The sequence below is a fragment of the Candidatus Pelagibacter sp. HIMB1593 genome (assembly GCF_052047755.1).
In the GTDB taxonomy this organism is placed as follows: domain Bacteria; phylum Pseudomonadota; class Alphaproteobacteria; order Pelagibacterales; family Pelagibacteraceae; genus Pelagibacter.
On the sequence record NZ_JBNAJK010000001.1, the window covers coordinates 321641 to 336001 of the forward strand.

Here is a 14361-nt window from a genome sequence, read left to right on the forward strand (position 1 = left end):
AATAAAAAAGATGTCATCATCAAAAAATCTCGATTTCGAAAAAAATTCATTTTTACATAAATCAAATAGTGCATTTATTGAACAAATGTACTTAAAATTCATCAACAAAGATAAAGATCTCCCTGAAAGTTGGTTAAATTACTTTGAAGGAATTGGTGATGAAATAAAAGTTATTGCAAATGAAATAAATGGACCATCATGGGGACCAGAAAAAACAAAAATAAATATTGATGAGCTTCAAAAGAAAATAGATGAAAATGAAATTACTAATTTAAATAATGAAAAAATAGATACTTCAGAAAAATTTAATTTTCAATTACTTGCAGATTCTAACAAAGATTCAATAAGTGCTGTTGCCTTAATCAGAGCCTACAGATTAAGGGGGCATTTGTTAGCTGATCTTGATCCTTTGGGAATGAGAAAATCTGAATATTTAGATGAACTTCATCCAGAGTTTTATGGTTTTAAGAAAGAAAACTATGAAAGAAAAATTTTCTTAAACGGGGTGATAAATAAAAAGTATGCCAATATTAAAGAAATTTTAAAATTTATGAAAAAAACCTATTGTGGAAAAATAGGTTATGAGTTTATGCACATTTCTAATCCTGACGAAAGAAAATGGTTTAGAGATAGAATTGAGCAAGATGATAAAGCTCTTCAGTTTACTAAAAATGGTAAGGAAGCAATTCTAAATAAATTAGTTCAAGCAGAAGGTTTTGAAAAATTTTTAGCAACTAAGTATGTTGGTACAAAAAGATTTGGATTAGATGGAGGAGAAAGTTTAATTCCTGCACTTGAGCAAATAATTAAAATTGGTGGTCAACAACAAATTAAAGAGGTTAAAATTGGAATGTCTCATAGAGGCAGATTAAATGTTTTGGCTAACGTTTTACAAAAATCTTATAAAAGAATATTTAATGAATTTGCTGGTGAATATAGTGACGACTCTGAGGATAGTGCTGGAGATGTAAAATATCATCTTGGTGCATCCTCTGACAGACAATTTGATGGAAATTCTGTTCATGTTAGTTTGACAGATAATCCATCTCACCTTGAAGCAGTAAATCCTGTCGTTTTAGGACAAACTAGAGCAAAACAATTTTTTCATAAAGATAAAGACAGAAACAAAGTTATCCCAATACTAATTCATGGTGATGCGGCATTTGCTGGACAGGGTGTGGTAGCAGAATGTTTTGCCATGTCAGGACTACCTGGACATAACACTGGTGGAACTATTCATATAATTGTAAATAATCAAATTGGTTTTACAACGAGTCCCCGATTTGCAAGATCATCACCTTATCCTTCTGATGTTGCTAAAATGGTTGAGGCTCCAATTTTGCATGTTAATGGAGACGACCCAGAAGCAGTTGTTTATGCGACTAGAATAGCAACAGAATTCAGATTAAAGTTTAATAGAGATGTTGTAGTTGATTTAATTTGTTACAGAAGGTTTGGTCATAATGAGGGAGATGAGCCATCGTTTACTCAGCCTTTGATGTATCAAAAAATCAAATCTCATCCAAGTGTATATAAAATTTATGGTAATAAACTTGTTAATGAAAAATCAATTACTCAAGAATTATTAAACCAAAATGTTAAATCGTTTAAAGATTTATTAGATGATCAATATAAAAGCGCAAAAGACTACAATCCTAAAATAGAATGGTTTGAGGGTACATGGTCAAGATATAAACCCGAGAAAGGAAAAGATAAAAGGGGAATATCAGGTTTTGATGAGGAGAAATTAAAAATAATTTCAAAAAAAATAAATACAGTACCACCAGAAAAAAATATTCATAAAACTATTAGTAAAATATTAAATGTGAGAAGAGACTCCATTGAAAAAGGAGTGCGAATTGATTGGTCTTCAGCAGAAGCTCTTGCGTTTGGATCTTTGTTAGTTGAAGGATATCCAGTTCGTTTAGTTGGACAAGACTCTGGTAGAGGAACTTTTAGTCAAAGACATTCTGTACTAAGAAATCAAATTGATAATTCGAGATATATTCCACTAAATAATATTGTCAAAGGTCAAAAACAATTTGAAGTAGTAGATAGTTTTTTATCTGAACTTGCTGTTTTAGGTTTCGAATATGGTTACAGTTTAGTTGAGCCAAACACTCTAACAATTTGGGAAGCTCAATTTGGAGATTTTGCAAATGGAGCTCAAGTTGTGATTGATCAGTTTATAGCTTCAGGTGAGAGAAAATGGAATAGAGCATCAGGCCTTGTAATGTTGTTACCTCATGGATACGAAGGTCAAGGTCCTGAACATTCATCTGCTAGATTAGAAAGATTTTTACAGTTATGTTCAAATGACAATATGCAAGTTATGAATTGTACAACTCCAGCCAATTATTATCATGCATTAAGACGTCAAATGCATAGAGATTTTAGAAAACCACTAATTATAATGACTCCAAAATCATTACTCAGAAATAAATACTGTGTTTCTAACTTAGAGGATTTTAACAAACAAAATACTTTCCATAGAGTTTTGTGGGATCATGCGATCGATCCAAAATCAAATGGTTTTATTAAACTTAAAGAAAGTTCTGAGATTAAAAAAGTTATTTTGTGCTCAGGCAAAGTTTACTTTGACTTACTTGACGCTAGAGAAAAATTAAAAAGAGATGATGTAATTATGTTTAGAATAGAACAACTTTATCCTTTCCCAGCAAAAGCTTTAGTAAACGAACTTAAACCTTATGCCAAAAATGCTAAATTCTTTTGGTGCCAAGAAGAGCCAAAGAATATGGGAGCATGGTTTTCAGTGAGAGATTATATTCAATGGACATTAGATACTTTAAAGGCTAAATATAATGAAATTTCTTATATAGGAAGAAGCCCTGATGCAACTCCAGCAACTGGATATGCAAAGAGGCATAATTCTCAGCAACAAGAAATAATTAATAAGGTGTTTGATTAAATTATAATGAGTGAAAAAATAGTAGTTCCAGTACTTGGTGAGAGTATTACAGAAGCAACGGTTGCAAAATGGTTAAAAAAAACTGGAGATGCAGTTGAAGCTGATGAACCAATTGTAGAACTTGAAACTGACAAAGTTAATTTAGAAGTCCCATCACCAATAACTGGTGTTTTAACAGAAATTAATTCACAAGATGGCTCTACAGTGGAAGTTGGAGCTTTATTAGGTTCTGTTTCAGAAAATGGTTCAGCAAAAGTGACACCAACTGAAAAGAAAGAGAAACCTAAAAAAGTCGAAGAAACTACTCCTCCTGAAAATAATGTAATAAAATTAGATACAAATAAAAAAGAACCAGAAATTTTTGAAGATAAAAAAACAGAAATTCAAAAACCTAAACCCTTAGTTTTGACAGAGGAAGTAGCAACAAACCCAGAACCAGTAAGAGAGAATAGAAATGATACTTTGTCTCCTGCGGTCAGAAAAATTGTTACTGAAAATAATATTGATATTGGTTCTGTTCAAGGTTCAGGAAAAAATGGTCAGGTTTTAAAAGGAGATTTAATTGGTTTAATGGGAGCAAATCCAAAACCATCAGAGAGAAAAATTCAATATGGTCAAGAAGAACGAATTAAAATGACCAGATTAAGACAGACAATTGCTAAGAGATTAAAACAAGCTCAAGAAAACGCTGCATTACTTACAACTTTTAATGAAGTTGACATGACAAATATCATGGAAATGAGAAAAGAAAATCAACAAGACTTTCAAAGTAGATATGGAATTAAATTAGGCTTCATGTCATTCTTTGTTAAAGCATGTGTGGTGGCCTTGAAACATTTCCCTGCTGTTAATGCTGAAATTGATGGCGATGAAATTATATATAAAAACTATTATAATATTAGTTTTGCTGTAGGTACGGATAAAGGTTTAGTTGTCCCAGTTTTAAGAAATGCAGATGAGCTTTCATTTGCAGATATTGAAAAAAATATCAAAGATATTTCTGAAAAGGCTAGAGATGGAAAACTAACAATTGAAGATCTACAAGGAGGAACATTTACCATCAGTAATGGTGGAGTGTATGGTTCAATGTTATCAACTCCAATTCTAAACTTACCCCAATCTGGTGTTCTAGGCATGCACAACATTGTAGAGCGACCAGTGGTAGTAGAAGGTGAAATAAAAATAAGACCTATCATGTATTTAGCTCTTTCTTATGATCACAGAATTATTGATGGTAAAGAATCTGTTTCTTTCTTAAAAATGATTAAAGAAAATCTAGAAGATCCTAGAAGATTATTTTTGGATATTTAAATGTCAGAAAAATTTCAAGCTGTAGTTATTGGAGGAGGGCCTGGTGGTTATGTTTGTGCAATTAGGCTTGCACAATTAGGTTTAAAAACAGCATGTATAGAGTCTAGGGGTTCATTAGGAGGAACTTGCTTAAATGTTGGCTGCATACCCTCAAAAAGCTTATTAAATCTTTCTGAAGAATTTCATAAAGTAAAAAATTTATCCAATAAGGGTATCGAGATAGGTGAGGTGAAACTTAATCTTGAAAAGATGATGAAAAGCAAAGATAAAGCTGTAACAATATTGACCAAAGGTGTTGAATTTCTTTTAAAAAAAAACAAAGTTACTTATTTTAAAGGTCACGGAAGTTTTAAATCAAAAAACCAAATCTCAATTAAAGATGACAAGAATAATGAGACAATCATTGAGTCAGAAAAAACAGTAATAGCAACCGGATCTGTGCCAGTTTCATTACCTGGAATTGATATTGATGAAAAAGTAATTGTTTCCTCTACAGGGGCCTTAAAATTAGAAAAAGTACCAAATAAAATGGTCGTGGTTGGAGGTGGCTACATTGGTTTAGAGATGGGTTCAGTTTGGTCAAGATTAGGTTCAGAAGTTCAGGTCGTAGAATTCTTAGATCATATTACACCTGGAATGGATAAAGAAATTTCATCTGAGTTTATGAAAATTTTAAAAAAACAAGGCATTAAATTTAATATGCAAAACAAAGTTGAAACAATTCAGAAAAATAACAACGGAGCAGTTGTTTCAACAGTAGATAAAGATGGCAATAAAAACAATTTTGAATGTGATGTGGTGTTAATTTCTGTTGGTAGAAAGCCAAATACGGATGGACTAAATTTAGATGCAGTAGGAATTGATTTAGATGAAAGAAAAAGAATAAAAACTGACAAAACTTTTAAAACAAATGTCGAAAATATTTTTGCTATTGGCGATGTAATAGTAGGGCCAATGCTTGCTCATAAAGCTGAAGATGAAGGAATAGCAGTTGCAGAAAATATTGCAGGACAATCTGGACATGTTAATTATGATACAATACCTGGTGTTGTGTATACTACTCCAGAAGTTGCATCTATAGGAAAAACAGAAGAACAATTAAAAGAACTTAATCAAAAGTATAAAGTTGGTAAATTTTCATTTATGGCAAATTCTAGAGCTAAAGCTATTGATGATGCTGAGGGATTTGTAAAAATATTAGCAGATGAGCAAACAGACAAAGTATTAGGGGCTCATATTATAGGCCCTCATGCAGGAGAGTTAATTGCTGAAATAGGTGTAGCTATGGAATTTGGTGCAAGTTCAGAAGATATAGCAAGAACATGTCATGCACACCCAACATTTTCAGAAGCAGTTAAAGAAGCTGCATTATCAGTAGAAAAAAGAGCAATACATTCGTGAAAAAAATATTTATAATATTTTTATTCATAATAATAATTTTTTTAATCACTGCTAGCTATCTAAACGGAACAAAATACTACGACCGTATATTTAAAGTAACAGATTCTTTTTTTCCTCAGATGATCTCTTCAACATTAAGAATGATTACGAACAATAAAATAAATTCAAAAAGAATAAAAAATGATTACAATAAGCTTTTTCTTCCTGATACTCAGTATGCAGAGATAAATTTCACCAAAATCCCTTTAGATTTCGTAAAAAAATCAGAAATAGGTTTTAAGAAAAAATCTTTTTATATAGATTTTTTTGAAGAATATTTAATAATAATGCCAAAAAATGGCACATTTTATTATAAATCCCTTAATTCCTTGTTAGATGAGGATAAAAATTTTAATAAAATAAAATCAAACATCAATGAAACTAATCCGCTTGAGCTGCTTGATTTATTTATAGATGGAAATTCAATTTATATTTCTTATGTCAAAGAAGTTAATGATTGTAAGCATTTATATTTAGCAAAGTCAAAAATAGATTTAAACCAATTAATTTTTAATGATATTTTTAGTATTACTGATGAGTGTATGGCTTATATTCAAGCAGGAAGAATACAAAAAATTGAAAAAGAAAACACTTCACATATTTTACTATCAACTTCTTCCTATAGCAAAAATGCACCAAGCCAAAGTGACAACAAACCTCAGAGTAATAACTCTTTATATGGAAAAATTATTTCTATAGACGATGCAAACAAAACTTACAAAATTTATTCTAAAGGTCATGGAAATATACTTGGTTTATTGTCTCTAGAAAATATTATCCTAGCTACTGAAAATGGCCCATATGGTGGAGATGAAATTAATTTAATTGAGGAAAATGGAAACTTTGGATGGGACATTGCTTCTTATGGAAAAAAATATTCTAGAGGAGTTACTGACTATGAAGTTTATCAAGATGAGGGAGAATATAAAGATCATAGTGAATATGGTTTTAATCAACCAATTTTCAGTTTTATTCCATCAATAGGGATTTCAGAAATTGTAAAAATTGATAACAATTTTGACAAAGATTGGAAAAACAACTTTTTGATAGCAACATTATACCACAAACATCTTTTAAGGATAAAGCTAAATAATAAATATTCTAAATTATATTATTATGAAGAAATATATATTGGAGAAAGAATAAGGGATTTAAAGTATGATATAAAATCATCTACAATTATTATGGCACTTGAAGACTCAGGTAGCATTGGGCTGTTAACGAATTTAAATAAAAAAGAGTAAATAGTAATTTTAATGAAAACAAGTTCAAAGTGTGTCTAGAAATATTATGTATCAATGCAAATAGAGCGGTATTAAAAACACCGATACTCTCTTATTTTTTTTTCATATTATAAAAATATGAAATTTCCGATTCTTTTACCTAATATTTTTGATCATCCATTTACTTATGAAAGTAGTATTGGTCTTAAATTAGGAGACTACGTGGAAGTTCCTTTTGGCAAATCAAAAATTACAGGTGTAGTTTGGGATGAATTTGAAAAAAATAGCAACAAAACATTCAAAATAAAAAAAGTTTTGAGGAAGTTAGATGTGACTCCTCTAAAAAAAAATACTATTAAATTTTTAAATTGGTTTTCAGAGTACAATATTATTCCAAAAGGAATGGCTCTAAAGCTTATTTTATTAAGTAGTCATGCAATAGAAAATAAGGAGCTAAGTTCTTATAATAATTTTAAAAGTGAAATTAAAAATACATCCATAAAATTAACCAAAGATCAAATTAAAGCATATGAAGAAATGGTAAGCACTAACCAAAATTTTAGAGTGCACGTATTACAAGGGACAACAGGATCAGGCAAAACTCTTGTATATTTTGAAGCTTTAAAAAACCTTATAAAACAAGGATATCAGGGTTTAATTTTGTTACCTGAAATAGGTTTAACAGGTCAATTTGAAAAAAAATTTAATGAATATTTTGGTTTTAACGCAGCAGTGTGGCACTCAGGAGTTTCAAAAAAAAAGAAAGAATTAATTTGGAGCGGAATATCAAATGGAGAAGTTAAAACAATTATAGGAGCAAGATCGTCATTATTTTTACCTTTTAAAAATCTAGGTATGATAATTGTAGATGAGGAGCACGATCAATCATTCAAACAAGATGAGGGTGTAACTTATAATGCACGAGATATGGCAATCTCTAGAGCTTCATTTGAAAATATACCAGTTAATTTAGTTACAGCCGTTCCATCAATTGAAACTTTTGAAAATATTCAAAAAGGAAAATATTCCTTATCAAGACTAACAGAGAGATACAAAAATGCTTCATTACCAAATTATGAAATTATAGATCTTAATAAAACCAAACTTGAAAAACAATCGTGGTTATCAGATAAAATAATCGAAAAAGTAAATTTTCACCTTAAGAGAAAAGATCAGGTTTTATTTTTTTTAAATAGAAGAGGTTTTTCACCTCACGCTCTGTGCAAAAATTGTTTAACTAGTTATTCTTGTCCAAATTGTACTATCAACCTTGTTTATCACAAAAACAAAAATAATTTATTATGTCACTATTGCGGTTTTAAAACAGATTTAAAAAGGGATTGCTCAAAAGAAGGTCAATGTAATTTTGTCTTTAGTGGACCTGGTGTAGAGAGGATATCTGAAGAAGTTAAAAAAAAATTTCCAAATAAAGAAGTTGAAATTTTTTCAAGCGATACAATGAATAAAAAAGACTCATCAAATAAATTAGAAAGAATTATAAATAATCAAACTGAGATATTAGTTGGTACACAATTAATTTCTAAAGGATTTCACTTTCCAAGTTTAAATTGTATTGTTGTTGTTGATATTGATTTATCAGCTAACGGAAATGATTTAAGAGGAGCTGAAAAAAATTTGCAGTTATATCATCAGTTATCAGGAAGAGCTGGAAGAACAGGAAAACCTGCAACAGTATATTTTCAAACCTATAATAATAATAAAAATATGATTTTAGAAATTACAAATAAAAATCCTGATATATTTTTAAAAAGAGAACTAGAAATTAGAAAAAAAAATAAACTTCCACCTTATCAAAGATTTATTTCTCTGATTATGACTGGTGAAAATCAAAAAAAATTAGAAAAAGAGGCTTATGACTTTAAAAATTATTTAGAAAATAAAATTGAGGGAAATATATTGGGTCCAGTTGAGGCTCCTATATTTAGACTAAAAAGAAATTTTAGGGTCAGATTTTTAATTAGAGGTTCAAAATCTATGAAACTACAAAATGCTATTGCAAAATCAGTTCCAAAATACAAATTTTCTAAAGGAATAAAACTTTCAGTTGATGTTGATCCAATTAACTTCAATTAGGTCCAAAAAAGAGGACTTTTTCGTCAATCAGTCACTTGAAGACATAAAGGTCATATGCTAATTAGAGCGTGATTTTTAAATAATCTTCAACATTTTAGAGGTATCAAGTTGAGCAAAGACACAGGATTTTCAATTACTTCAGCAGAAAGGTATTCACTTGCGCTTTATGAATTATCTACTGAAAGCAATGTTACATCCCAAATAGAAGAACAGTCACTCTCAGTTCTAAAATTGTTAGAACAAAGCCAAGATTTTTCAAATTTAATAAAAGATCCAACTACAAGCCAAGATGATTTATTAAAAGTAGTTAATACAATCTCAGAAAATTATAAATTTGATCAATTGTTAAAAAATTTTTTAAGTTTTTTAATTCAAAAGAGAAGGTTCTTTTTTGTAGAAAGAATTCTTAAAAGTTTCATCGAGATCTGTTCAGAAAAAAGGGGAGAACTAAAAGCCGAATTAAGATCTGCTAAACAATTATCTAATGAAGAAATTAAACAAATTACGGAAGAATTAACTAAAAACTTTAGTTCAAAAATAAAATTAAACTACAAACATGATGAAAGTTTAATAGGAGGTTTAGTAGTACAGGTAGGGAGTACTATGGTTGATACCTCAATTAAAAGTAAATTACAACAAATCGAAAATAGAATGATAGAGGCATAAATGGAAATAAATCCTTCAGAAGTTACAAAAATATTAAAAGAACAAATAAAAAATTTTGGAGATAAAGCAGAAGTTACTGAGGTAGGTCAAGTTTTATCAGTTGGTGATGGTATCGCTAGAATTTACGGTCTTGACAATGTTCAGGCTGGAGAGATGGTTGAATTTTCTGATGGCTCTAAAGGTATGGCCCTAAACTTAGAGAGCGAAAACGTTGGTGTTGTAATTTTTGGTGATGACAGAAATGTTAAAGAAGGTGATGTTGTAAAAAGAACTGGAAAAATTGTTGATACGCCAGTTGGAAAAGAGTTACTAGGTAGAGTAGTCGATGGTTTGGGAAATCCAATTGATGGCAAGGGTGCATTAGATAAAAGTGTACAAAAGAGCAGAGTAGAGGTTAAGGCTCCTGGAATTATCCCTAGACAATCAGTTAATGAACCAATGCAAACTGGTTTAAAATCAATTGATAGTTTGGTTCCAATCGGAAGAGGACAAAGGGAATTAATTATTGGTGATAGACAAACAGGAAAAACTGCTGTTGCAGTTGATGCAATCATAAACCAAAAAAAGATTAATGAATCAGGCGACGAAAAACAAAAATTATATTGTATTTATGTTGCTGTAGGTCAGAAAAGATCAACTGTTAGACAAATTCAAAAAACTTTAGAGGAAGCTGGTGCAATGGAATACACAACAATTGTTGCTGCAACAGCATCAGACTCAGCACCGCTTCAGTTTTTAGCTCCATATACTGGTTGTGCTATGGGTGAATATTTCAGAGATAATGGAATGCACGCGTTGATTATTTACGATGATTTATCAAAACAAGCAGTTGCTTACAGACAAATGTCACTTTTACTTAGAAGACCTCCAGGACGTGAGGCTTATCCAGGTGATGTATTCTATTTACATAGTAGATTATTAGAAAGAGCTGCAAAATTGAGTGATGAACATGGAGGTGGATCTTTAACAGCACTTCCAATTATTGAAACTCAAGGTGGAGACGTATCTGCATTTATTCCAACAAATGTAATTTCAATTACGGATGGTCAGATTTTCTTAGAAACTGAATTATTCAACCAAGGAATTAGACCTGCAATTAACGTTGGTTTATCAGTTTCAAGGGTAGGTTCATCTGCACAAACTAAAGCGATGAAAAAAGTTTCAGGATCTATGAAACTTGAGCTTGCTCAATATAGAGAAATGGCAGCATTTGCTCAATTTGGTTCAGATTTAGATGCTTCTACTCAACAGTTATTGAATAGAGGATCAAAATTAACTGAGCTTTTAAAACAAAAGCAATATTCTCCAATGACAGTTGCTGAACAAGTAATTTCGGTTTTCTGTGGTGTTAAAGGATATCTTGATGATATCGATTTAAAAGATGTTGCAGGTTTTGAAAGTAAAATCATTGAGAAATGTAAATCAGAAAAACCTGAGATTATTGAGTCGATACAAAGTTCAGGAAAACTTGAAGAGGATAAAGAAAAGTTATTAGTTGAACTGATTACTCAATTAAAGGAAACTCTTAAATCTTAATTTGATATGGCAAGTTTAGACGACCTAAAAAAAAGAATAGCTAGTGTAAAATCTACACAAAAGATTACTAAGGCTATGAAAATGGTTGCAGCTGCAAAATTAAGAAAAGCACAAGAAAGTGCTGAAAAAGGACGACCTTATTCAGAAAAAATGAACAATGTAATTTTAAACCTTTCTAGTGGAATTTCAGATAAAGAAAATGCACCAAAGTTATTAGCTGGTACAGGACAAGACAAAGTTCATCTTTGTGTTGTTATGACATCAGATAGAGGTCTATGTGGTGGGTTTAATTCCAACATAATTAAGAAAGCAAAAAGTTACTTTTCTAAAATTTTAGATGAGAATAAAGAGCTTAAAATTATCACTGTAGGTTCAAAAGGCAATGACCAGCTTAAGAGAATTTATGGTGATAAAATAATTGAAAATATTTCATTTAAAGAGTCGAAAAATGCAAATTATTTTGATGCAGATAAGGTAGGAAAAATTATTATTGAAAAATTTGAAGCAGGTGAATTTGATGTTTGTACAATTTTTTACAATAAATTTAAAAATGTAATTACACAAATCCCACAGGCTCAACAAATAATTCCTTTAAATGATGAGGGAAGTGAAAATAGTTCAGATGAAAGTTACGAATTTGAACCAGATGAAGATGAAATTTTAAGCAATTTGTTGCCAAAAAATATTTCAACACAAATATTTAAGGCAATGTTAGAGAATTCAGCTAGCGAACAAGGATCCAGAATGAGTGCAATGGATAATGCAACCCGAAACGCAGGTGAAATGGTTGACAAACTTACTATCGAGTATAATAGAAGTCGTCAGGCAGCAATTACTAAAGAACTAATAGAAATCATATCAGGAGCAGAAAGTTTATAATTATGAGCAAAGGAATAATCACACAAGTTATTGGAGCGGTAGTAGACGTAAAATTTGAAGGAGAATTACCGGAAATTTTAACAGCATTAGAATGTAAAAATGGTGACAATAGATTGGTTTTAGAGGTTGCTCAGCACTTAGGAGAAACTACTGTAAGAACTATTGCAATGGATGCTACTGAAGGACTAAAAAGAGGAGATGAAGTTGTAAATACGAATGCTCCTATCCAGGTACCTGTTGGACCAGAAACACTAGGTAGAATTATTAATGTAATTGGTGAGCCAATTGACGAAAGAGGTGAGGTTAAAACTAAAGAAAGCTGGCCTATTCACAGAGCTGCTCCTGAATTTAATGATCAATCGACTGAAACTGAAATATTAGTTACTGGTATTAAAGTTATCGACTTATTAGCACCATATGCCAAAGGAGGAAAAATTGGACTATTTGGAGGTGCTGGTGTTGGTAAGACAGTTTTAATTATGGAATTGATTAACAACGTTGCAAAAGCACATGGTGGATTTTCAGTTTTTGCTGGAGTTGGAGAAAGAACTAGAGAAGGAAATGATCTTTACCATGAGATGATGGAATCTGGAGTAATCAAGCAAGATGGCCCTGGTTCTAAAGCTGCATTGGTTTATGGACAAATGAACGAACCCCCAGGAGCAAGAGCAAGAGTTGCTTTAACCGGATTAACAGTTGCAGAATATTTTAGAGATCAAGAAGGACAAGACGTTTTATTCTTTGTTGATAATATTTTTAGATTTACTCAAGCTGGTTCAGAGGTATCTGCTTTATTAGGTAGAATTCCTTCAGCTGTAGGATATCAGCCTACATTAGCTACTGATATGGGTAATCTTCAAGAAAGAATTACAACAACAAACAAAGGATCAATTACTTCAGTGCAAGCGATTTATGTTCCAGCTGATGACTTAACTGATCCAGCGCCTGCAACATCATTTGCTCACTTGGATGCTACTACTGTACTTTCAAGACAAATAGCTGAAATTGGTATTTATCCTGCAGTAGACCCATTAGATTCTACTTCAAGAATTTTAGATCCAAGAATAGTTGGTGATGAGCACTATAGAGTTGCGAGAGATGTACAAAGAATTTTACAATCTTATAAATCACTTCAGGATATTATTGCTATCCTTGGTATGGATGAATTATCTGAGGAAGATAAATTAGTTGTAGCAAGAGCTAGAAAGATTCAAAGATTTTTATCTCAACCATTCTTTGTTGCGGAAGTATTTACAGGTTCACCAGGAAAATTAGTTGATCTTGAATCTACAATCAAAGGATTTGATGCAATCTGTAAGGGTGAATATGATCACTTGCCAGAAGCAGCTTTTTACATGGTTGGTACAATTGAAGAAGCTATTGAAAAAGCTCAAAAAATGGAAAAAGAAGCTGCAGCTTAATGAGTGAAGAATTTAAAATTGAGATAGTAAATCCTGAAAAATCTTTTTTGGTCAAAGAAGATGTATCGGAAGTAGTAGTACCTGCTTTTGAGGGAGAAATGGGGATATTAAAAGATCACATTTCAATTATCTCATTTTTAAAACCAGGTATTATCAAAGTAAGTTCAAAATCTGGTGATGAAAATTATTATGTTGAGGATGGTATAGTAGAGTTTAAAAATAATAATTTATCTATTCTAACAAGCTCAATTTATAATTTGTCTGATATGGATAAATCTGTTCAACAGGATTTACTGAAAAAAGCTGAGGAAGAGGCAGGAAAGTCAGATATTAATGATCAAGCTAAATATTTAGTAGATCAAAAAATTGAAGTTTTAAAAACTCTTAATTAAGAATTTTTTTTACTTTATCTTTAACTTCTTTGTACACGTGTAGTTTAAAATCAACCACTAAGTCTGTGATTTTGTCTAGCTCTACCCATTTCCACTCTAAAAACTCAGGGTGTTTAGTTTTGATATTTATTTCACTATCTGACCCAACAAATCTCATTAAAAACCATTTTTGTTTTTGACCTTTGTACTTTCCTTTCCAAATCAAACCAAGCAATCTATCTGGAAGTTCATAAGTTATGGTTCCATCTAATTCTTTTATTAATTCAACATTTTTAATACTGGTCTCTTCCTCAAGTTCTCTGTAAGCAGCTTTTAAAAAATCCTCACCTTCATCTACACCGCCTTGCGGCATTTGCCAAAAATTTTTGGGGTTATCTATTCTTTTGGCAACAAACACTTTGTTCTCTTTATTTAACACAACAATTCCTACTCCACTTCTTAGTGGAAGATTATGTAAATCTTTTTTCATC

At 31.0% G+C, this 14361-nt stretch carries 11 protein-coding genes; 10 read left to right on the top strand and 1 reads right to left on the bottom strand.

The genetic code is table 11. The features are described 5' to 3' along the window. Window positions 1-10 precede the first annotated feature (10 nt). The 10 genes from ACTTA0_RS01720 (at window position 11) to atpC (ending at window position 13891) form a co-directional block, all read left to right on the top strand. Complete coding sequence (locus ACTTA0_RS01720) at window positions 11-2929, top strand: 2-oxoglutarate dehydrogenase E1 component (RefSeq protein WP_440675738.1); 2919 nt, start codon at window positions 11-13, stop codon at window positions 2927-2929. A 6-nt stretch (window positions 2930-2935) separates the two neighbouring features. Further along, on the top strand, window positions 2936-4240 hold the full coding sequence (odhB, locus tag ACTTA0_RS01725) for a 2-oxoglutarate dehydrogenase complex dihydrolipoyllysine-residue succinyltransferase (protein ID WP_440675739.1): 1305 nt from the start codon (window positions 2936-2938) through the stop codon (window positions 4238-4240). After that, window positions 4241-5641 carry a dihydrolipoyl dehydrogenase gene (gene lpdA, locus ACTTA0_RS01730; protein ID WP_440675740.1) on the top strand — a complete coding sequence of 467 codons (1401 nt, stop codon included), beginning with the start codon at window positions 4241-4243 and terminating at the stop codon, window positions 5639-5641. Next, entirely contained in the window at window positions 5638-6924 is a 1287-nt protein-coding gene (locus ACTTA0_RS01735) for a PQQ-dependent sugar dehydrogenase (RefSeq protein WP_440675741.1), read from the top strand. The genes lpdA and ACTTA0_RS01735 overlap by 4 nt, the downstream gene beginning before the upstream one ends. Before the next feature lie 117 nt (window positions 6925-7041). Continuing rightward, window positions 7042-8997: a replication restart helicase PriA gene (gene priA, locus ACTTA0_RS01740; protein WP_440675742.1), complete on the top strand. Its 1956-nt coding sequence runs from the start codon at window positions 7042-7044 to the stop codon at window positions 8995-8997. 108 nt (window positions 8998-9105) lie between these two features. Further along, window positions 9106-9663, top strand: a complete 558-nt coding sequence (atpH, locus tag ACTTA0_RS01745) for an ATP synthase F1 subunit delta (RefSeq protein ID WP_075506074.1) — start codon at window positions 9106-9108, stop codon at window positions 9661-9663. Beyond that, entirely contained in the window at window positions 9664-11199 is a 1536-nt protein-coding gene (gene atpA / locus ACTTA0_RS01750) for a F0F1 ATP synthase subunit alpha (protein WP_262589886.1), read from the top strand. A 6-nt stretch (window positions 11200-11205) separates the two neighbouring features. Next, entirely contained in the window at window positions 11206-12078 is an 873-nt protein-coding gene (locus ACTTA0_RS01755; protein WP_075506072.1) for a F0F1 ATP synthase subunit gamma, read from the top strand. A 2-nt stretch (window positions 12079-12080) separates the two neighbouring features. Then, window positions 12081-13499 carry a F0F1 ATP synthase subunit beta gene (gene atpD / locus ACTTA0_RS01760; protein ID WP_262589885.1) on the top strand — a complete coding sequence of 473 codons (1419 nt, stop codon included), beginning with the start codon at window positions 12081-12083 and terminating at the stop codon, window positions 13497-13499. Continuing rightward, complete coding sequence (gene atpC, locus ACTTA0_RS01765) at window positions 13499-13891, top strand: ATP synthase F1 subunit epsilon (protein WP_440633077.1); 393 nt, start codon at window positions 13499-13501, stop codon at window positions 13889-13891. Before atpD ends, atpC begins: the two co-directional genes overlap by 1 nt. On the opposite strand, the gene ACTTA0_RS01770 is transcribed toward atpC, so the two are convergent. Then, entirely contained in the window at window positions 13884-14360 is a 477-nt protein-coding gene (locus ACTTA0_RS01770) for an RNA pyrophosphohydrolase (protein WP_440675744.1), read from the bottom strand. The two genes, atpC and ACTTA0_RS01770, sit on opposite strands and share 8 nt — an antisense overlap. Window position 14361: the final 1 nt, after the last annotated feature.